The organism is Nostoc sp. DedQUE08, from assembly GCF_034530895.1.
Taxonomy (GTDB): domain Bacteria; phylum Cyanobacteriota; class Cyanobacteriia; order Cyanobacteriales; family Nostocaceae; genus Nostoc.
Genome location: NZ_JAVRCD010000016.1, coordinates 37,557 through 58,482, shown reverse-complemented (window position 1 = coordinate 58,482; position 20,926 = coordinate 37,557). Strand labels below are relative to the sequence as shown.

Below are 20,926 nucleotides of genomic sequence, written 5' to 3'. Positions count from 1 at the left end.
TTTATGAGAATTGCCCTGTTTACCGAAACCTTTTTACCCAAGGTTGACGGCATCGTAACGCGCCTGCGCCATACTGTCGATCATCTCCAGCGCAGTGGTAATCAAGTGCTGGTGATTGCCCCTGATGGAGGCATCACAGAACACAAAGGCGCTAAAGTTTACGGCGTTACTGGCTTTCCTCTGCCATTGTATCCAGAATTAAAGATGGCACTTCCCCGCCCAGCCATTGGGTACGCTTTGGAAGAGTTTAAGCCAGATATTATTCATGTCGTGAATCCAGCAGTTTTAGGTTTGTCTGGGATATTTTATAGCAAAATTCTAAAAATACCTTTAGTGGCGTCTTACCATACGCATTTACCCCAATATCTCCAGCATTACGGCTTGGGGATGCTTGAGGGTTTTCTTTGGGAACTGCTCAAAGGCGCTCATAATCAAGCTGCTTTGAATCTGTGTACCTCCACAGCAATGGTGGAGGAATTGACAGCACATGGTATTGAACGTGTAGATTTATGGCAGCGTGGGGTAGATACAGAATTATTTCATCCCGATTTAGCTAGTGTAGAGATGCGATCGCGTCTATCACAAAATCATCCAGAAAGTCCATTATTACTTTACGTTGGGCGGCTTTCCGCTGAAAAAGAAATTGAGCGCATCAAACCAATTTTAGAAGCAATTCCCGAAGCGCGGTTAGCATTAGTTGGAGACGGGCCGCACCGTCAAGCTTTGCAAAAACACTTTGCTGGCACAAACACTTATTTTGTTGGCTATCTCATGGGGCAAGAGTTAGGTTCTGCCTTTGCGAGTGCTGATGCCTTCATCTTTCCTTCCCGTACAGAAACACTAGGCTTAGTGCTACTAGAAGCGATGGCTGCTGGCTGTCCCGTGGTAGCAGCCCGTTCCGGGGGAATTCCTGATATTGTGACAGATGAGGTAAATGGATATCTTTTTGAGCCAACAGCAGATGTTCAAGGAGCCATCGCTGCTACTGTTCGACTTTTAGAACAAAAACAACAACGAGATATCATCCGTAAAAATGCTCGTCAGGAAGCAGAAACTTGGGGTTGGGCAGCTGCTACCAGGCAGCTACAAGATTACTATCAAAAAGTGATATTTTCTGAACAGTTGGCAAAATAAGGAAGTGGGGAGCAGGGGAGGCAGGGGAGGCAGGGGAGCAGGGGAGCAGGGGAGGATAATTAATGACAAATGACAAATGCCCCATGCCCTATGCCCAATGCCCCATGCCCTATGCCCAATGCCCTATGCCCAAAATCTAAAATTCTTATGACCGAAACAGACTCATGATACAAGCCCATTTATTTATGGGGATTATTAATTTTGAATTTTGAATTTTTAATTCGGAGCGAAGCGACGTGACACTCCCCAACTCTGGCAGCGTCTTGGCTACATTAACTGAACTGACTCAAGTTAATCGCGCTCATGCCCTACTGCGTCGCGTCAAAGACTTATCTGTTAATGAATTTGTTTGCTTACTCGACTTTATAACTGCTGAGTTCCAGCAATTTCTGAGAGCTATTGAATTGATCAATAATGAAGCTCTAGAAACTATGTTGGAGAAAGTACTAGAAGCTATCACACTCAAAATTGGTCAAATTCTCCAAGCAGAACATACAGCCATTTTTTTAGTTGATTATGACAAAGGTCAACTGTGGTCAAAAGTTCCTCAAGATAATACCCAAAAATTCTTAGAAATTCGTACTCCCATTACAGTGGGTATTCCTGGCCATGTTGCTAGTACAGGTCAATATCTAAATATATCTGAAACTTATACTCATCCTCTATTTAGCCCAGAACTTGAAAAACAAATGGGCTACAAAATCCGTAATATTTTATGTATGCCCGTTATCAGTAGCAAAAACCAGACTGTAGCGGTAGTGCAACTAGCTAATAAAACCGGGAATGTTCCGTTTAATCATGATGATGAAGAACGTTTTCGAGACTTTGCGGCTTCGATTGGTATTATCCTGGAAAGCTGCCAATCTTTTTATGTAGCGGCTCGGAATCAAAGAGGCGCAACGGCTTTGTTGCGGGCAACTCAGACACTGGGGCAAAGTTTAGATTTAGAAGCGACTTTGCAGATAGTCATGGAACAAGCTCGAATTTTAATGCAAGCAGACCGCAGCACACTGTTTTTATATCGTAAAGAGCTAAACGAACTCTGGACGAAAGTTGCAGCAGCAGCAGATGGCACAAACTTGATAGAAATTCGCATTCCCGCTAACCGTGGCATTGCTGGATATGTAGCTTCCACTGGTGAAGCCTTAAATATTTCCGATGCTTATAAAGACCCCCGTTTTGACCCGACTACAGATAAAAAAACTGGTTATATAACTCGCAATATCTTATGTTTACCAGTGTTTAATTCTGCAAATGAATTGATTGGCGTTACACAATTAATTAATAAGCAACAAAGCAGTTTTACTGCTTCTGATGAAGAGTTTATGCGGGCTTTTAATAATCAGGCAGGAATTGCCTTAGAAAATGCTCGGCTGTTTGAAAATGTACTGTTAGAAAAACAATATCAAAAAGATATTTTACAAAGTCTGTCAGATGCCGTGATTTCTACAGATATGGCAGGACAGATTGTCACGATTAATGATGCGGCTCTAGAGTTACTGGGTTGTCCGATAGGAGACGCTAATAGTAAAAACAACAAGCTTTTGTGGGAACAAAATTTGATTGGTCGCCTAGTTTGGGAAGTTGTCCCAATTGAAAATCTCCAAATGCGACTAGAAGATAGTCTAAAAACTGGAGCTAAACATTATGTGCCAGAGCAAAGTTTGATGCTGGGAGTGCATCAAGTTATAAGTGAGGAGTTAGGAGTTAAAAGTGAAACTCAATACTTAGCATTCAGTACTCAGCACTCAATTTTAGCAGTGCGCGATCGCACCAACCCTGATATTTTTATTCCTTGGAATCAACCTCTGACTCCCCAATCTGAGTTTCTCACTTCTAATGAGGTACAAACATTAGAGCGCAATATCAATCTTACTGTTAATCCCCTGACTAACCCAGAAGGCGGTGTACGTGGTGGTTTGGTGGTCTTAGAAGACATTACTCAGGAGAAACGAATGAAAACTACCATGTCCCGCTACCTAACGCCCCATGTCGCTGAACAAGTTATGGCACTAGGGGAAGATGCTTTAATGGTAGGCGAACGGAAGGAAGTAACTATCTTGTTTTCTGATATCCGTGGCTACACAACACTTACAGAAAATCTCGGTGCAGCTGAAGTGGTGTTGCTGCTCAATCAGTATTTTGAAACGATGGTGGAAGCGGTTTTTAACCACGAAGGCACTCTCGATAAATTTATTGGTGATGCCTTGATGGCGGTATTTGGTGCGCCGCTACCATTGACAGAAAATCATGCTTGGAGGGCTGTACAGTCAGCGTTAGATATGAGACACCGCTTAGAGGAATTTAACCAACGGCGAATTATCCAGGCGCAGCCGCAAATTCGTATTGGCATTGGGATTAGTTCTGGGGATGTGGTTTCGGGTAATATTGGTTCCCGCAAACGGATGGATTACACCGTCATTGGAGATGGTGTAAATTTAAGTTCGCGCTTGGAAGCAGTAACTAAAGATTACGGTTGTGATATTCTTTTGAGCGAATTTACTTACCAATTGTGCAGCGATCGCATTTGGGTGCGCCAGTTAGATAAAATCCGAGTCAAAGGGAAACACCAGGCTGTTAATATTTACGAGTTAATTGGCGATCGGACTACCCCTCTAGATGCCAACACTCAAGAGTTTTTATTTCACTATCATACTGGACGCGCTGCTTATTTATCGCGCAACTTCTCACAAGCGATCGCCTGTTTTGAAGCCGCCAAATGCATTCAACCCCAAGATCAAGCTGTTGATATCCACCTAGAGCGTGCGCATAATTATCAACAAACCCCGCCTCCAGAGTCCTGGGATGGTGTCTGGACAATGCTTACTAAGTAGTCATTTGTCATTAGTCGTTTGTCATTTATCAGTTCCCAATGCCCCATGCCCAATGCCCAATGCCCAATGCCTAATTCCCCATTTAATCTTTAGTCTCTCCCTGGTTATCTTGAAAGGGGTCTTCGCCAATTCCTAGCTCTTTTTTTGAGCGTTTCAACTGTTTCCATAGATCCTTTATTTGTTCGTAAGCTGCACCTGGAGGTAGTTTTCCACCTGTCTCTAAGTTGCAAATGTAACTTACCCGTTGAGCAAATTCCTGGAGATTTGCATTAAAAACCAAGTTTTCTGGCTTCACCTGACCGTAGTAGCGACCGCGAGGGAAGAGAAAATCATCCTTGTTCACTATTTTTTTCTCCATTTATTCAATTCACCTTGTGTTTGGGTTTCTGAAGCTGAATTACCAGCTAACCTAATCTTTACTTTTGTCAGATTGGGGTAAATCAGATCGTCCGACTCCTTTTCCAATTGTCGATCGGGAATTGGTTAATTCAGATTTTGATACTAGAGGATAAAGCTTAAGATACTTTATGTTGTAAATATTACAAAAAAAGTTTGCGCCAAAGTAACTAGAGAGAATATTTTATTTTCCTCCTGGTTATCAATTTATCTCATCTTCATTTATGAAGTTGAAATTGTAATTAGCTTCAGTCGAAATTTTTAGGTACAAATTATTATGACATACTAGTATGCCTAAGTAACTTATTTTATCAAAACTCATTTAAATTCTGAGCGTAAAACTACTTAAGTGAAAATACTAGATACGAAAGCAAATTGTCCTCTGTTAAAAGTTAGAGATTTAGTTATAAGTATTTGGCAACTGGCTATTAAACAGCGATCCACAAGAGAAAATTGATCTGGGTATTAGTTATTACTTATTTTTACCTGCCTCTGCTTCCTCTTAAATAATCACCAATGGTTAATAGTTAATAACTAAAGATAAAATGGTGAAGCCTCAAAGGACAATTTTTGTCCATCGCCTAAAACACTACCTGCCACCATGTCTGTTAATTCCAAGTTATACGAAGGCAAAGCAAAAATTCTTTATACAACGGACGATCCAGAAGTCTTGTTGGCTGATTTTAAAGATGATGCCACAGCGTTTAACGCCCAAAAGCGTGGCAACATCGAAGGAAAAGGAAAAATTAATTGTAGCATTTCTAGCCAGCTTTTTAAACAGTTGGAGGATTATGGTATAAAGACTCACTTTATCGATAGTCCTGCCCCGAATCAAATGCGGGTGAGAGCAGTAAAGATTTTACCCTTAGAAGTGGTGATCAGAAATATTGCTGCTGGCAGTTTGTGTCAGCAAACTGGTTTACCAGTGGGTACAATTCTGAAACAGCCTTTGGTTGAGTTCTATTATAAAAACGATTCATTAGGAGATCCTTTGTTGACACGCGATCGCCTGTACCTGCTAGAACTGGCGACTGCGGAACAAGTAGACGCAATTACACATCTTGCATTGCAAATCAATGAATTTCTTAATAACTTTTGGCAACGGTGTGGCATTACCCTAGTAGACTTCAAATTAGAGTTTGGTTTGGACTCACAACAGCAGTTACTCTTGGCAGATGAAATTAGCCCCGACACCTGTCGTTTATGGGATACCGCAGAAAAGGACTCAAACCGCCGGGTAATGGACAAAGATCGCTTTCGCCGAGACTTAGGAAATGTAGAGGATGCCTACCAGGAGGTTTTACAAAGAGTGCTAAAAGCAGTAGAAACTACAAATTAACCAGGTAAAAACCAAAAGGTGAGAAGGTAATTATATTTAACTTTTGCCTTTTGCCTTTTGCCTTGTAAAGTAAAAAAGCAAAAGAAAAAAATTATGTTTTGAGTTTTACCTGTGAGATAAGGGCATTATTGCCTTGTGATGGTGTGTGTGTGGTCGTGAAGAGGAATATAAGTAAAATGCGTTTATCTCCCGTATTGCTGGCAGCAGTAGCAATTGCAGCCCCTTTGGGTGGCTCATTGAGTGCGAATGCAGAAACCGCCAACAATTCCAAACAGTCAACAGAAGTTTTGACACTAGAAAAAAATCAACACTCAGAAAAGGACACTGGTCAGGTTAACTCTAGTAAAAGTCTAGAATCTCAACCTAAATCTACAGCAACTATAGAGGCAGAGCGTCCCCAATCCCGCGTCGTCGCAATTTACCCTGCCAACCCAGCAGCAAGCGCGGCCCCAAAGGTAATTGTGCCAACCTCCACAACGCCAAGAACTGCACAAACCCCTGAAATTAATAATCCCAGTCCTACTCAACAGCCGTCTCCGGCTCCAGACATTCCACCGCCAGAAATTCAACAACCAACGCTTTCCCCAACTCCTGAGACCACTCCAGTCCCAGAAAATGTAAATCCACCGACAACAGAACCTTTATTACCCACAACTCCAGAACCATCAGCTACTCCAGATATTCCCCCCCCAGCTAGCCAACAAAGAACACCTACGTTATTCCCAGGCGCTACTCCCAGTCCCCAGAATGTTAACCCACCGACAACTCCGGGCAATACTCCATTCCCAGGCACTACTCCCAGTCCGCAGAATGTTAATCCACCGACAACTCCGGGCAATACTCCATTCCCAGGCACTACTCCCAGTCCGCAGAATGTTAATCCACCGACAACTCCGGACAATACCCAACCCAACACAGCCCCAGAAGCCAATGACCCCCGCGTACTGGTATCGGAAGTAGTAGTTAGATCCCAAGCTGGGCAACTATCACCAGAACTGGAAAGCCAAGTTTACAGAGTAATTCGTACCCAACCAGGACAAACAACTACCCGCAGCCAACTGCAAGAAGATATTAACGCTATCTTTGGTACTGGCTTCTTCTCCAACGTCCAAGCAGCGCCAGAAGATACCCCCTTGGGAGTGCGGGTAAGCTTTGTTGTCCAGCCTAACCCCGTCCTCAGTAAAGTAGAAGTGCAAGCCAATCCTGGCACTGGTGTCCCTTCTGTACTACCAGCAAACACTGTGGATGAAGTCTTTCGGGAGCAGTATGGCAAAATTCTCAATTTGCGTGACTTGCAAGAAGGCATCAAGCAGTTAAACAAGCGGTATCAAGACCAAGGTTACGTCCTAGCTAACGTGATTGGAGCGCCACAAGTCTCTGAAAGCGGAGTTGTTACCTTACAAGTAGCAGAAGGGGTAGTAGAAAATATTAGAGTCCGGTTCCGCAACAAAGATGGACAGGAAACAGACGAAAAAGGACAACCAATTCGCGGACGGACACAAGAGTACATCATTACCCGAGAAGTGGAGTTGAAGCCAGGACAAGTATTCAATCGCAACACAGTGCAAAAAGACCTACAGCGCGTGTATGGATTGGGACTGTTTGAAGATGTGAATGTGTCTCTTGACCCTGGTACAGACCCCAGCAAGGTGGATGTAGTAGTGAATGTAGCCGAACGCAGCAGCGGTTCTATTGCGGCTGGGGCAGGGATTAGTTCTGCTAGCGGACTTTTTGGAACAGTTAGCTATCAACAACAAAACCTGAACGGTAGGAACCAAAAACTGGGGACAGAAATACAGGTGGGAGAACGGGAACTGTTGTTTGACGTGCGGTTTACCGACCCTTGGATCGCAGGAGATCCTTACCGGACTTCCTACACAACCAATATTTTCCGTCGCAGTTCTATTTCGTTGATTTTCGATGGTAAAGATGAAGATATTAGGACGTTTGATCCGGGTAATCCCACCGATGTAGATTCTCAGGATCGCCCCCGGATTCTCCGTGTAGGTGGTGGTGTTACCTTTACCCGTCCCCTCTCTGCAAATCCCTATAAAACTTCTGTCTGGACTGCCTCAGCGGGTTTACAGTATCAACGAGTTTCTGCTCGTGATGCTGACGGCAATCTGAGAAAAACAGGAGCGGTATTTGATGATGATACTGGAAACCGCCTCAGTGATGAAATTCCACTGACCCTCTCTAGCGGCGGTCAAGACGATTTACTACTGTTGCAAGTAGGGGCACAGCGCGATCTCCGTAATAACCCCCTGCAACCCACTAGTGGTTCTTATCTCCGCTTTGGAGTCGATCAGTCAGTCCCTGTGGGGCTAGGCAACATCTTCCTGACCAGATTCCGGGGTAGCTACAGCCAATATTTACCCATTAAGCTGATTAGCCTCAGCAAAGGGGCACAAACCTTAGCATTTAACCTGCAAGCAGGAACCATCATTGGAGACTTACCTCCCTACGAAGCTTTTACCCTTGGGGGTAGTAACTCCGTCCGGGGTTATGAAGAAGGAGCATTAGGTAGTGGACGCTCTTATGTGCAAGCATCAGTTGAGTATCGGTTTCCAGTTTTTTCAGTAGTTAGTGGGGCACTATTTTTTGATCTCGGTAGTGACCTGGGAACTAGTACTAGGGCTGCTGAAGTGTTGAACAAAAATGGCAGTGGCTTCGGCTATGGTCTTGGCGTTCGCGTCCAATCTCCACTGGGGCCGATTCGGATTGACTACGGTATCAACGATGATGGTGACAGTCGGATTAATTTCGGTATTGGCGAAAGGTTTTAATTAGTCATTTGTCATTGGTCATTAGTGAATCACAAAAGACAACTGACAAAGGACAAAGGACAATTAACTTTTTTGGATTAGCTTGCTAATTGTTACATTTACCTCAATACTGTTCCGATAAAGGGATTAATGACATTTTTCAGGGAATATCAGGGATTTTACCAAAACAGACGATGAACAATACTAAAGGAAATATATTAACTTTTCGGCTATGCGACAGCACACTCTAGCAGCCCAAATCACCCAAATAGGGGTGGGACTGCATAGCGGTGTGAATACCCAGGTGCGAATATTACCAGCCGAAGCGGGAAGTGGACGCTACTTTGTGCGGGTGGATTTACCGGATTTGCCAATAATTCCAGCCCAAGTTGCAGCAGTTAGTCACACTGTTCTCTCAACTCAGTTGGGTAAAGGTGAGGTATATGTTCGCACGGTAGAGCATTTGTTGGCAGCACTTTCGAGTATGGGTGTGGATAATGCCCGAATTGAAATTGATGGCCCAGAAGTCCCACTTTTAGATGGTTCAGCAAGTGTGTGGACAGCTAATATTGCCCAAGTTGGCTTAGTCTCACAACTCGTTAACAACCAAGTTCCCTGGGCTATTACAGAACCAATATGGGTCTATCAAGGGGATGCCTTTGTATCTGCCCTTCCAGCAGCAGAAACCCGCTTTAGTTACGGTATTGATTTTGACCTGCCCGCTATTGGTAATCAATGGCATAGTTGGTCGCTAACTCCTGAACTAGAAAAAACTTCTGCTAGCTTTGCTGCGGAAATCGCTCCTGCTCGTACTTTTGGGTTACTGCATCAAATTGAACACTTACAAAAAACAGGGTTAATTAAAGGTGGCAGTTTGGATAATGCACTCGTTTGTGGCCCAGAAGGCTGGCTAAATCCACCGTTGAGATTTGCAAATGAGCCAGTCCGTCATAAAATCTTGGATTTAGTAGGAGATTTGAGTTTACTAGGAACTTTTCCTCGTGCTCATTTTTTAGCGTATAAAGCCAGTCATAATTTACACATTCAACTGGCTCAGAAAATTTTAGATTTTGGACTTCGGCTGCGCTCACTCGAACGATTTTAGATTTTAGATTCGATCTAAAGTTTACATCCAGGATTATTAAGGCTTTGGATATACGCTTGCCTACTCAACTTTTAGATAAAAAATCAACTACACGGCCAATGTCAATCCTCACTGAAGTGAATACCATCGATACGACTACACCTACATCTACCGAACCACAGGGTATAAATGAGATTACAATCAGTTCTGAGATTAAAACAACTTTCACATCTGAAGAAATTCAGAAATTACTACCCCATCGCTACCCATTTTTACTTGTAGACAAAATCATTGACTACGTGCCAGGTAAAAAAGCTGTTGGAGTTAAAAATGTCACTATCAACGAACCCCATTTTCAAGGACATTTCCCTGAACGTCCACTGATGCCAGGGGTGCTAATTGTTGAAGCAATGGCACAAGTTGGAGGCATTGTCCTAACTCAAATGTCTTCGGTAGAAGGCGGGTTGTTCGTCTTCGCTGGTATCGATAAAGTTCGCTTTCGTCGCCAGGTCGTGCCGGGGGATCAACTACTAATGACGGTGGAACTGTTATGGGTAAAACAACGTCGTTTCGGTAAGATGCAAGGTCGTGCCGAAGTTGATGGTCAACTTGCTTGTGAAGGGGAATTAATGTTCTCTTTAGTTAGCTAAAAGTTTGCTTTCGTGGTATGGGTATAGCCGTGAAATGCCCCTACTGAATCCTGTTTCAGGATAACAGTTAAAAAATCCACAATAGCATCTGAGTAATTTCTTGATTTTCGCCGCCCTCTCTACGAGACGCACTCACAAACACACTTAACTTGCTTTGCCCGACACTTTCGTTCACTGAAATATTTCACGCTCAACAACGCCAGTCGCCTCAATGGGGCGGTAGTCGGTACAACTCTCTTAAGCAGAGTAACGCGCTGCCTCAGAAACCCCGCCTGGCGCTGGATTATTAAGACAGTTCTGGAGATTCACCCTTGAAAACGCTAATTCATCCAACTGCTGTAATTCATCCGAAATCGGAACTCCACCATACAGTGCAAGTCGGTGCCTATGCTGTGATTGGAGCGCATGTTAAAGTGGGCCCTGAAACAATAATCGGCGCTCATGCAGTGCTAGAGGGGCCTTGTGAAATTGGGGCGCAAAATCAGATTTTTACTGGTGCAGCCATCGGTATGGAACCCCAGGATTTGAAGTTTGTAGGAGAACCAACCTGGGTGAAAATTGGTGATAATAACTTGATTCGTGAGTACGTTACCATTAACCGCGCTACCGGTGCTGGTGAAGCTACGGTAATTGGCGATGGTAATCTTTTGATGGCTTATGTCCATGTGGCTCATAACTGCGTCATAGAAGACCAAGTAGTGATTGCTAACTCTGTGGCGTTGGCGGGTCATGTCCATATAGAATCACGCGCTAGGCTAAGTGGGGTTTTAGGTGTCCACCAATTTGTGCATATTGGTAGACAAGCAATGGTGGGAGGTATGGCACGTATTGACCGGGATGTGGCCCCATATATGCTGGTGGAGGGAAATCCAGCGCGGGTGCGAACCCTCAATCTTGTCGGACTCAAACGGTCTGGTATGGACTCAGCAGATTTGCTTTTGCTGAAAAAAGCCTTCCGCATTCTCTACCGTTCTGATTTGTCTTTTAAGGATGCTTTGGAACAGTTGGAATTGTTAGGGGATAGCGAAGAATTGCAGCATCTGCGACGCTTCCTTCTACTTTCTCAGATGCCTGGAAGACGTGGCTTGATTCCCAGTAAAGGGAAAAAAGGCGCAAGTGATGAATCGTGAGATGTAAGATATATCATGTCTGTCGAATTACCCATAATCACCCCTCCCCGCAAGCGAGGAGGGGAGCAAAAGCGTAGCTGATGAGGTGGGATTATGAGGAATTGTGGTTAATTTTCCAGACATCATAATTTATGAGTTATGAGTTGATAAATTGAATTTTTAACTCCTAACTCCTCATTTTTAGTAATTACCAATTATCAAATGCGGATATTTATCAGCACTGGCGAAGTATCTGGCGATTTACAAGGGTCGCTACTAATTTCAGCGCTGAAGCGTCAAGCTGCGGCGATTGGGTTGGAATTAGAGATTGTGGCGCTGGGTGGCGAAAAAATGGTAGAGGCTGGGGCAATTTTGCTGGGAAATACCAGTAGTATTGGCTCAGTGGGTATTCAAGAAGGGCTGCCTTATATTTTACCAACTCTCCAGGTGCAACGACGGGCGATCGCTTCCCTAAAGCAAAATCCCCCTGACTTGGTAGTGCTGATCGATTATATGACTCCCAATCTGGAAATTGGGACTTATATGAAACAACATCTGCCAGATGTGCCTGTGGTGTATTACATTGCTCCCCAAGAGTGGGCTTGGTCAATAAGTTTGCGAAGAACTAACCGGATTGTTGGTTTTACAGATAAGCTGTTGGCAATCTTTCCACAAGAAGCCCGTTACTTTCGCGAGAAAGGCGCAAAAGTTAGTTGGGTGGGACATCCTTTGGTTGACCGAATGCAAGATGCTCCTAGTAGGGAAGCAGCTCGTGCAACATTGGGGATTGCACCAGAAGAAATTGCGATCGCACTCCTCCCCGCCTCTCGCCGTCAAGAACTAAAATATCTTTTACCAATTATTTTTCAAGCTGCCCAAACTATTCAAGCGAAATTACCTGAAGTTCGTTTCTGGATTCCCCTATCGCTAGAAGTTTATAGACAGCCAATCGAAGAGGCTATTGAGCGTTACGGTTTACGGGCGACAGTTATATCAGGTCAACAAATGGAAGTTTTTGCAGCTGCTGATTTAGCCATTAGCAAATCTGGTACTGTCAATCTAGAACTGGCTCTGTTAAATGTGCCACAGGTTGTAGTTTATCGCCTCAGTCGTCTGACTGCGTGGATCGCTCGGAAAATTCTCAAAGGTTCTATAACCTTCGCATCACCACCTAATTTAGTCGTGATGAAGCCGATTGTGCCAGAATTTTTACAAGAGCAAGCCACAGCAGAAAATATTACCCAAGCAGCGATGGAACTGCTACTCAATCCCAGTCGCAGAGAGCAAACTTTGCTAAATTATGAAGAAATGCGGCAAAGTTTAGGAGAAGTTGGGGTTTGCGATCGCGCTGCTCAAGAAATTTTGCAAATGCTATGAGGGACTGGGGACTGGGGACTGGGGACTGGGGACTAGGAACTGGGAAAATTTTGTATATTTAATACTCTATACTTAATACCCAATTCCCAATCTCTAATACCTAATACCCAATCCCCAGTCCCTAATCCCTTTAGAGGTGTCATGGCTTATGAGATGAAAAAACAACGAGCGATCGCAGTTGATTTATTCGCTGGTGCGGGCGGTATGACTCTTGGCTTTGAGCAAGCTGGTTTTGATGTGCTGGCGTCTGTGGAAATCGACCCGATCCATTGTGCAACACATGAGTTTAACTTCCCTTATGCGAGAGTGTTATGTAAAAGTGTTGTGGATACTACCGGGGAAGAAATTAGGAATCAGTCTGAAATTGGCGATCGCGAAATTGATGTGGTTATTTGTGGCTCACCATGTCAAGGATTTTCCCTAATTGGTAAACGGGCTGTTGACGATCCTCGAAACTCTTTGGTATTTCACTTTCATCGACTGGTTATTGAACTAAAACCGAAATTCTTTGTGATGGAAAATGTCCGGGGGATAACGGTTGGCGAACATAAACAAATCCTCCAAACATTAATTAGCGATTTTAGAATTCATGGCTATAAAGTAGAAGAAAATTATCAAATTCTCAACGCTGCAAATTACGGAGTACCACAATCCCGTGAGAGATTATTTCTTATAGGTGCAAGGGAGGATGTAGAGTTAGCGAAATATCCTCAGCCGATTACTAAACAAGCTTTACTAAATAATTTAAATTCTCAAAAAATATCTGACATTCCATTGAGTCCTACAGTATGGGATGCAATTGGAGATTTACCTGAAATAGAACAATATCCAGAGTTACTAACAAGAGATTGGGTTGTTGCAGACTATGAAAAGCCTAGTAACTATGCTCTTGTACTTCGCGGGATCAAATGCCTAGATGATGATTATTCTTACAAACGAGAATATGATTTGCGAATACTTTCTTCAAGTTTAAGAACAAAACATTCTGCGGAAACCGTTAAACGTTTTCAGGAGACTCAACAAGGCGAAAGAGAAAAAATTAGTCGTTTTCATAAGCTACATCCTGGTGGTGTCTGTAATACTTTAAGAGCCGGAACAGATAAGTATAGGGGTTCTTTCACATCTCCTAGACCGATTCATCCATCTACGCCGCGCTGTATCACCGTCAGGGAAGCGGCGAGATTGCATTCTTACCCCGATTGGTTTAGATTTCATGTAACCAAATGGCACGGATTTCGACAAGTTGGTAACTCTGTACCACCGTTACTAGCAAAGGCTGTGGCGTCAGAAATTATTCGCAGTTTGAATATTTCGCCTTTTAAGCCGAGTTTGGGATACAAGTTGCCAGAGGAGAAGCTATTACAATTTAATATGTCGCAAGCGGCACAATATTATCAGCGGGACTGATAAGAATACACTTTGTAATATGTGCAAGGTTAGGCTAAGTCCAAGCACGGAAGAATGTACTATCTTCCCAGACATTAGCAGCCCGCCCTGCGATGGCTGTTAATTCTTCTTTTTTAAGAGGCACAAAAGCTCTCGCTATCTTGACATTATTCTCTAATTGTGTAACCGTCTCTGCTGCAATTACACAACAATTAACTCCAGGCTGAGACATTGTGTAACCTAAAGCTTGCTCCATACCTGCCAACCCACCTGATTTAAACAGCCGACCATAAGCCGGGACTTTCATCGCAATCACACCGACATTTTTTTCTTGAGCAACTGGTAAAACTACTGGGATAAATGGATGTGGGTGGTGTTTGTCGGCAGCATTTACAGGAATCAGTGTAGTGTGAAAAGGATAGCGACGTAACCCTTCAGCAATTACTTGAGGGTCGTGATGTCCGGTGATCCCAGCAAAGCGCACCAATTTTTGTTCTATGGCTTCTTCTAAAGCTTTAATTGCACCAGATGCACTAAAGATGGTGTCGAGTTCTTCAGAAAAAGAGACGTGATGCAACTGCCACAAATCGAGATAATCTGTATTGAGACGTTTCAGCGATCGCTCCAATTCTCGCCATGCACCATCACGATCTCTTCGATCGGTCTTGCTTGTGAGAAACACCTTTGAGCGATGGGGTGGTAGCACTTTCCCTAAATAATCTTCACTCGGCCCATAACTAGCTGCTGTATCAAAATAGCGGATACCAAGTTCCAGCGCTCTTTGAATAATTGCTGTAGCATCACCCTCTTTTCCTTCCCAGGATAGTGGCGTTTGTCCTGCTCCTCCTAACCCGAAGATCGGGAGTTTTACTTCTGTGCGTCCCAGTACCCGCTCTGGCATAGTTGCTGACGGTGTTGCGGTGTTGGTAGTATTTTGCTGTAAAGCATTAGTTGCCACAATACCTCCAGTCACAGCAATGCTGGTAATTAGGAAATTACGCCGCGTTTTTCCTTCTGTCATGATTGGGTTCGGGGGCGAATTACTTTTATTATAAATTCTAATTACGTGCGATCGCGCTACTTGCCAGCGATCGCATTTTTATCAGCGTAGTTAAGATTTTTCTGATATTCTATGATTTTTTGCTGGGCTACTACATAATTGGGGCTAGAAGATGGCACGTTTTTCATAAGTGCGATCGCACCTTTCCAATGACTCACAACTGTCTTCCACTCATCTGGAGATTTTGCTGATTGAGTCAATTTAGCTGCATTAATTGCTTGATTTACTGCCTCTCGAAATGTATCAGTTTCAAGTAACACTATCGGCGAGTCTGAAGTCACTGGTGAGGGTGTAACTAATACAGGCTTTGATGGTATTTGTGTTGGAATCTTAGAGGTTAAGGGAAGTATTTCTACGAATTTTGAAGAAAAGTATATTCCTAGAGAAATTGAAAATATTATAAAAACGAACAAAAACTTTTTATTTAAATTACGATCCTTCCGTCGAGACTCCATTATTAAATTTTGCCCATTGTTCGATAAAATATTTGATTTTGTTGTGTGTAATCCCATTTCTCCACGCAATTTATCGAGTTCTTTTTCTGTACTTTTTTCTGTCTCTAAATTAATATTTAATTTACTGGTATCTTCTTTTTTGTTACCAGGATAAGCAGATATTATTCGGTATTTTACCAAATATTCAATTTGATAAATCAATGCCCCAGCATAAATATAGAATAGCCCAAATATTAAGATGATATTATTGATATTTTCTAGTTGTGTATAGTATTCAAGTTGTCTGTCGTAGTTAGGATTAAATAATGGTAGAAGTATCGTAGAAAACAAAGCTGCTATCAATGTAGAAATTACAATTACAAGCCAAGCGTACAATCCTTCCCACCAACTCATTAATCCTGGTAATAATCCCTGTGTTGTACCTATTTCCGGTGCCTGAATTTCTGAAATAAATCGACTAATGAGCAAGTGTAAGCAGTGATGAGTTAAAGAAATTATCGGAATTGGAGATAAAATTAACAATATTGTAAATATTAAAAATAATTCCGGGCTACGTACGAAATATACGATGTCATAACCTAGCTTTCCAGTATTTTGAACTATAAATATAATAACTCTCAAAAATAGAGTCAAAATCAATGCTTTGAACCAAGAACTAGGATAAGGAAACCATAAAGGCCAGTAAAACGTTTGAAGCTTTTGCTTAGTAACTTCCTGAGTATTCGGCTGTTTCATAACCAATAACTAAATTCAAACATCTAAGATAATATCTTCCATCTCAGGATTCCCTATTTACAGGTAAAAGCAACATTTTCAAAATTTTTCCAATCCTATATTTAAAATTCATATAAATTTATTAAAATTATTATAAAACCTCGTATTTTAGGTTCTATCTCTGCACCTATGCGTGAGATAAATTAAATATTATCGTTCCTTGGTAATCACAGAGCTACCATTACTAATACTTACTTTTTGAATAAAAACGTTAGTAGAAGATAATAAAATATCAGTACTAATTTGATTAGCAATAAATTCAAAATCTTGGTTTGTTAATCCCTGCGCAGTATCGCCACTTAAGTTAATATAAATAGTTAGATTTTGAGGATTACTAGAAGAGTGTTCATCATCTACTGGTTCTAAATCAGCTTCTACCATGCCCAAATCAAACTCTTTACTCCAAGTCGGAAACTCCTTACCTGTTTGTTGTCCATAAATTTTGACTCTTTCAACAGATGCAGCCCCTAAAGCTGTTAACCCTTTGCGGATAAATGCAACTAAAATTTGCTGATTTAGTACTTGGGCAGATTCTAGCGTTACCTCTAAGCAAGCATCTTGGAAAGCAACTTTTGCGTTGATCCCTTTGGGGTATAAGTGGCGGTTCATCAGAGATGCGATCGCTTCTGCATCTCCCTGTTTTGCAAGTTTTAGAATATTTGGCTGTGTCATAACCAGTAAAAAAGAAAATCTAGAAAAATAAACTTATATTCTCAGGATTCCCTCTTGACAGCCTTAAGTAACACTGTAATGTAAGATATCAGCTAACCTGGGCTAAAATATTTAGTATAAAGATAGTCATTCACAGACTTTTACAAAAATATATTTTCCCTGTATCAACATCAAAAACTCTTGTTTTTGTGCTTGCCAAATTAACAGGATTAATATTAATCAGTTAATTCCAATTTTCAATATGAAGTTTTACCGAGATCGTGTTTGGCCTTCGACGCTAGAAGAAGCCATAGTTATCCAAGAAACGCTGCAAAATCAAGTAATTACTGAAGATCAACTACAAGAACCTATTCAGTACGTTGCTGGTGTAGATATGGGTTTTGAAGCTGATGGAACAATTAGCCGTGCTGCTGTTGCAGTGCTGAGTTTTCCTGATTTGCAAGTAATCGAGACAAGCCTAGCACATCGTCCTACAACCTTTCCTTATGTTCCTGGGTTCCTCTCATTTCGGGAAATTCCAGCTGTACTCGATGCCCTGGAGAAAATTAACACAACACCAGATATCATTCTGTGTGATGGTCAAGGAATTGCTCATCCCCGCAGATTAGGTATAGCTAGCCATTTAGGGTTACTTATAGATATGCCGACAATTGGTGTAGCTAAGTCGAGGTTGATAGGTAAGCATGAAGAATTGGCACAAACCAAAGGCAGCACGCAACCACTAATATATAACGGTGAAACCATTGGGGCAGTTTTGCGATCGCGCACAGGAGTAAAACCTCTGTATATTTCCAGTGGTCATCGAATTAGTTTACCGACTGCGATTGACTATGTATTGCGCTGTACGCCCAAATATCGACTGCCAGAAACTACACGTGTTGCTGATAAATTAGCGTCGAATAGATAAAGCTTGTTGAAGTTTCTTCTAAATGCTTGCTTCCACCGACTCAATCGTGTTAGGAATCGCACAGAAAGAAGTTGAAGTAGCTAAATACCACTTACGAAGTTAGAACAATGAACGCACTAACTTTACATTGGCACGATGCAGGCCAAGATAAAACTCAGAATATTTACGAACAACAGCCAAGTCAAAATCATGGCACTGTCCGCATCGGTCGCGATCCCCTCCGGTGCGATATTGTTCTGAGTCATCCTACTGTATCTGGACTCCACGTTGAAATATTTTTTCATCACCAGCAACAGCGCTTTTATATCAGGAATTTGCGATCGCAAAATCCCCCCGTTGTCGATGGACGGCAATTAGTCCAAGGTGAAATGCTTTTAACTGAGGGCAGTAGTATCACTTTAGGACAAATAAAACTCAACGTTACAAGCGTTTCTACGGGTAGCATTCCAGCAACAATTTTGCTACCACCCAATCCAGCAGTAAATCTCGGACATCACCATCACCCACAAACACCCCCCGCACCACCGCCAGGAGTTTATGGCTTAGAATGCCCCAAATGTCATAAAGTTTCCCCAGCAGAGAATCTACAAATTGGCTGTCATTGGTGTGGGACATCTTTAGCTGCGGCTGTGAGTGTGTTGGTAGCAAGGAATTAGGGGGCAGAGGAGCAGGGGAGCAGAGGAGCAGAGGAGCAGGGGAGCAGAGGAGCAGAGGAAGAATTCCTAACTCTTGACTTAATGACCAATGACCAATGACAAATGACAAATGACAAATGACAAATGACCAATGACAAATGACCAATGACATACAAATCCAATTAAGTTGGGAAGAACCAGCGACGGGCGAACGGCGAGAACCACTGTTAAATGTGCCGATCGCTTTTGGTCGAGAATTCACTCGCTTACCTGCTGAACATAGAGGAATGCGGGTTTCTCGGATGCTGCTTAACAGTAACGAAGTTTCTCGCTACCATGCCTTAATTGACTGGGAACAAGACCATTTAGTAGTGATTGACCAAGGTAGCGTTAACGGTGTCTATGTCAACGGTCAACCACAAACGCGCAGTGTTCTAGTTAATGGCGATACGCTGCAAATTGGCCCCTATCTAATCGCAGTGACATTTGGTGCTAGCGCTGCTGCACCAGATACTAGCCCCCCTTCAACGATTCACTTCAACGCAAATACCAATCGCCCAGACCCCAGCTTACCTGTACAGCCGCTAACGCCTGTGGCAAGTAATTTCCCGCCATTGGCGTTTCAGGCACAAAAAGTCTCTGTGCAAGCACTTCATGCTACAGGATTACCAGTAGATGAATCTGATTATCTAGCGATCGGGGCGGGATTGGGTAGCTTTTTATGGACTGATTTGCTGAGAATTAGTGGTGTACGTGCTGACAAAATTGTAGCTTTAGGATTAGAGGCGGAACCTTATGCCCGTTACAAACGCCTCTGTCTGAATTCGCAAATTCCTTTATATGAAAGACTGCGTTCTAATTCTGATTCTTGTCCCGATAATATTTGGGGTTGGCCTAGTTATGCCTTGCGGGAAGCTTGGGGAGACTTAGCCAAAGGAGAGATCAAGTCAGCATTCAAGTATTTATGGCAAGTGTTTGCTGAACCAACATTTGCAGAAACTTATACTCCCCGTGCGGGTAATGTCTTTGATTCCATAGATAGGGAGACGAAGCGCATAGGCTGGAATCAAATTTATCGCTATGGGCGAGTTAGGGTAATTCGCAAAACTGATGATGGCAGATATTGCGTAGCCTATTCTCGCGGCCCGGGAAATTATGCTTTTTTAGTTAGTCGTTATTTACATTTAGCTACTGGATATCCAGCAATTCAGTTTCTCCCAGATTTGCAAGCTTATAGGGAAAAATATCAAGATTTTACATCTGTCGTCAATGCTTATGAAGCTCACGATCGCGTTTATGAACAACTAGAGCAACATGGTGGTACGGTATTGATTCGGGGGCGGGGAATTGTGGCTTCGCGGATTGTGCAGCGGATTTATGAAGCCAGAAAACGAAATCGGAATATTGCAGTTTTGCATTTAATGCGATCGCCTAAACCTCAAGGTAACAAATTTCAAAAAACCCAGCGCCTAGTCAAAAATCATTACGAATTTCAACCCTTTAACTGGCCGAAAGCCTGTTGGGGCGGCGAACTCCGGGCAATGTTAGAAAAAGCCACCCCCGATGAACGCAAGCGTCTACTAGCAGACTGGGGTGGAACTACTACCGCCGACCGCCGAGATTGGCAGCAAATTACTGCTCAAGGGTTAAGCGAAGGCTGGTATCAAATTACCTTTGGTGAGGTTTTGGATGTAGAACGAGATGCCCAAAACCGGACTATTACCCGTATCCGAGAGCAAAGCTTTGGGGTAAAGAAATTGTTCGCTGACTTTATTGTTGATGCTACTGGACTGGATGCCAAAGTAGATGCCAATCCCCTCTTGGCAGATTTGGTGAAACATTATAATCTTCCAGTAAATCATCTGGGGCGATTAACTGTAGCGAACAATTTTGAATTAGTAGAAATGCGTAGCGATCGAGGTCAAATGTATGCTGCTGGGGCGATTACTTTAGGTGGCCCTTATGCCGCAGTTGATAGTTTCTTGGGCTTGCAATACGCTGCATTAGTCGCCGTTGATGGACTCGCCGCCGCTCGTGCGCCTGGAGTTCAAAGGTTGAATGTTTTAAGTTCCTTTAGTCAGTGGTTAAAGTGGGTGTTAAATCAATCACCTTAGTATTAGGAGGCAGGGAGCAGGGGGGATGGAGTATTTATCTGGTTGTTTTGAATAGCAAATCCCAACTTCGAGGGTAAAAGGTGCAACTTCGAGGATAAAAGGTGCAACGTTGAGGATAAAAGGTGCAACGTTGAGGATAAAAGGCGCAACGTTGAGGATAAAAGGTGCAACGTCGAGGATAAAAGGTGCAACGGCGAGGATAAAAGGTGCAACGGCGAGGATAAAAGGTGCAACG

The 20,926-nt window shown here is 42.9% G+C and carries 16 protein-coding genes and 1 pseudogene; 12 read left to right on the top strand and 5 right to left on the bottom strand.

Annotated elements, in window-relative coordinates:
- The first annotated feature begins 3 nt into the window (after window positions 1–3).
- Together RMY64_RS13235 and RMY64_RS13230 are read left to right on the top strand one after the other, a co-directional pair.
- Entirely contained in the window at window positions 4–1,134 is a 1,131-nt protein-coding gene (locus RMY64_RS13235; protein ID WP_322700256.1) for a glycosyltransferase family 1 protein, read from the top strand.
- 236 nt (window positions 1,135–1,370) lie between these two features.
- On the top strand, window positions 1,371–3,968 hold the full coding sequence (locus tag RMY64_RS13230; RefSeq protein WP_322700255.1) for a GAF domain-containing protein: 2,598 nt from the start codon (window positions 1,371–1,373) through the stop codon (window positions 3,966–3,968).
- 82 nt (window positions 3,969–4,050) lie between these two features.
- On the opposite strand, the gene RMY64_RS13225 is transcribed toward RMY64_RS13230, so the two are convergent.
- Entirely contained in the window at window positions 4,051–4,326 is a 276-nt protein-coding gene (locus RMY64_RS13225) for a hypothetical protein (RefSeq protein WP_322700254.1), read from the bottom strand.
- A 639-nt stretch (window positions 4,327–4,965) separates the two neighbouring features.
- Here RMY64_RS13225 and purC point away from each other — a divergent pair.
- The 7 genes from purC to RMY64_RS13190 all read left to right on the top strand — a co-directional run bounded on the left by purC (window position 4,966) and on the right by RMY64_RS13190 (window position 14,095).
- Entirely contained in the window at window positions 4,966–5,703 is a 738-nt protein-coding gene (gene purC, locus RMY64_RS13220) for a phosphoribosylaminoimidazolesuccinocarboxamide synthase (RefSeq protein ID WP_322700253.1), read from the top strand.
- A 176-nt stretch (window positions 5,704–5,879) separates the two neighbouring features.
- Window positions 5,880–8,489 carry a BamA/TamA family outer membrane protein gene (locus RMY64_RS13215; RefSeq protein ID WP_322690715.1) on the top strand — a complete coding sequence of 870 codons (2,610 nt, stop codon included), beginning with the start codon at window positions 5,880–5,882 and terminating at the stop codon, window positions 8,487–8,489.
- A 211-nt stretch (window positions 8,490–8,700) separates the two neighbouring features.
- Complete coding sequence (gene lpxC, locus RMY64_RS13210; RefSeq protein ID WP_322700252.1) at window positions 8,701–9,573, top strand: UDP-3-O-acyl-N-acetylglucosamine deacetylase; 873 nt, start codon at window positions 8,701–8,703, stop codon at window positions 9,571–9,573.
- 98 nt (window positions 9,574–9,671) lie between these two features.
- Window positions 9,672–10,202 (top strand): 3-hydroxyacyl-ACP dehydratase FabZ, encoded by a 531-nt coding sequence (gene fabZ / locus RMY64_RS13205; protein WP_322671485.1) that lies wholly within the window; start codon window positions 9,672–9,674, stop codon window positions 10,200–10,202.
- 311 nt (window positions 10,203–10,513) lie between these two features.
- Window positions 10,514–11,332, top strand: coding sequence for an acyl-ACP--UDP-N-acetylglucosamine O-acyltransferase (gene lpxA, locus RMY64_RS13200; protein WP_322671486.1), 819 nt, complete (start codon window positions 10,514–10,516; stop codon window positions 11,330–11,332).
- A 201-nt stretch (window positions 11,333–11,533) separates the two neighbouring features.
- Window positions 11,534–12,688, top strand: a complete 1,155-nt coding sequence (gene lpxB / locus RMY64_RS13195; protein WP_322700251.1) for a lipid-A-disaccharide synthase — start codon at window positions 11,534–11,536, stop codon at window positions 12,686–12,688.
- A gap of 141 nt (window positions 12,689–12,829) precedes the next feature.
- Window positions 12,830–14,095 carry a DNA cytosine methyltransferase gene (locus RMY64_RS13190; protein ID WP_322700250.1) on the top strand — a complete coding sequence of 422 codons (1,266 nt, stop codon included), beginning with the start codon at window positions 12,830–12,832 and terminating at the stop codon, window positions 14,093–14,095.
- 34 nt (window positions 14,096–14,129) lie between these two features.
- On the opposite strand, the gene RMY64_RS13185 is transcribed toward RMY64_RS13190, so the two are convergent.
- The 3 genes from RMY64_RS13185 to RMY64_RS13175 form a co-directional block, all read right to left on the bottom strand.
- On the bottom strand, window positions 14,130–15,095 hold the full coding sequence (locus RMY64_RS13185; RefSeq protein WP_322685946.1) for an aldo/keto reductase: 966 nt from the start codon (window positions 15,093–15,095) through the stop codon (window positions 14,130–14,132).
- Window positions 15,096–15,151: 56 nt separating this feature from the next.
- Window positions 15,152–16,324: a hypothetical protein gene (locus RMY64_RS13180; protein ID WP_322671490.1), complete on the bottom strand. Its 1,173-nt coding sequence runs from the start codon at window positions 16,322–16,324 to the stop codon at window positions 15,152–15,154.
- Window positions 16,325–16,513: 189 nt separating this feature from the next.
- Window positions 16,514–17,035 (bottom strand): hypothetical protein, encoded by a 522-nt coding sequence (locus RMY64_RS13175; protein WP_322700249.1) that lies wholly within the window; start codon window positions 17,033–17,035, stop codon window positions 16,514–16,516.
- A gap of 241 nt (window positions 17,036–17,276) precedes the next feature.
- Here RMY64_RS13175 and nfi point away from each other — a divergent pair, with 241 nt between their 5' ends.
- The 3 genes from nfi (at window position 17,277) to RMY64_RS13160 (ending at window position 20,691) form a co-directional block, all read left to right on the top strand.
- The gene (gene nfi, locus RMY64_RS13170) at window positions 17,277–17,942 is read left to right on the top strand and encodes a deoxyribonuclease V (protein WP_322700248.1); all 666 of its coding nucleotides are present in this window, start codon (window positions 17,277–17,279) and stop codon (window positions 17,940–17,942) included.
- A 107-nt stretch (window positions 17,943–18,049) separates the two neighbouring features.
- Window positions 18,050–18,598 (top strand): FHA domain-containing protein, encoded by a 549-nt coding sequence (locus RMY64_RS13165; protein WP_322700247.1) that lies wholly within the window; start codon window positions 18,050–18,052, stop codon window positions 18,596–18,598.
- Window positions 18,599–18,735: 137 nt separating this feature from the next.
- A complete protein-coding gene (locus tag RMY64_RS13160) occupies window positions 18,736–20,691 on the top strand; it encodes an FHA domain-containing protein (protein ID WP_322700246.1) in 1,956 nt (651 codons plus the stop codon).
- Here the strand turns inward: RMY64_RS13160 and RMY64_RS13155 are convergent.
- Window positions 20,683–20,926 (bottom strand): annotated as a pseudogene (locus RMY64_RS13155) (hypothetical protein); the annotation flags it as partial. The gene RMY64_RS13160 and the pseudogene RMY64_RS13155 overlap by 9 nt on opposite strands.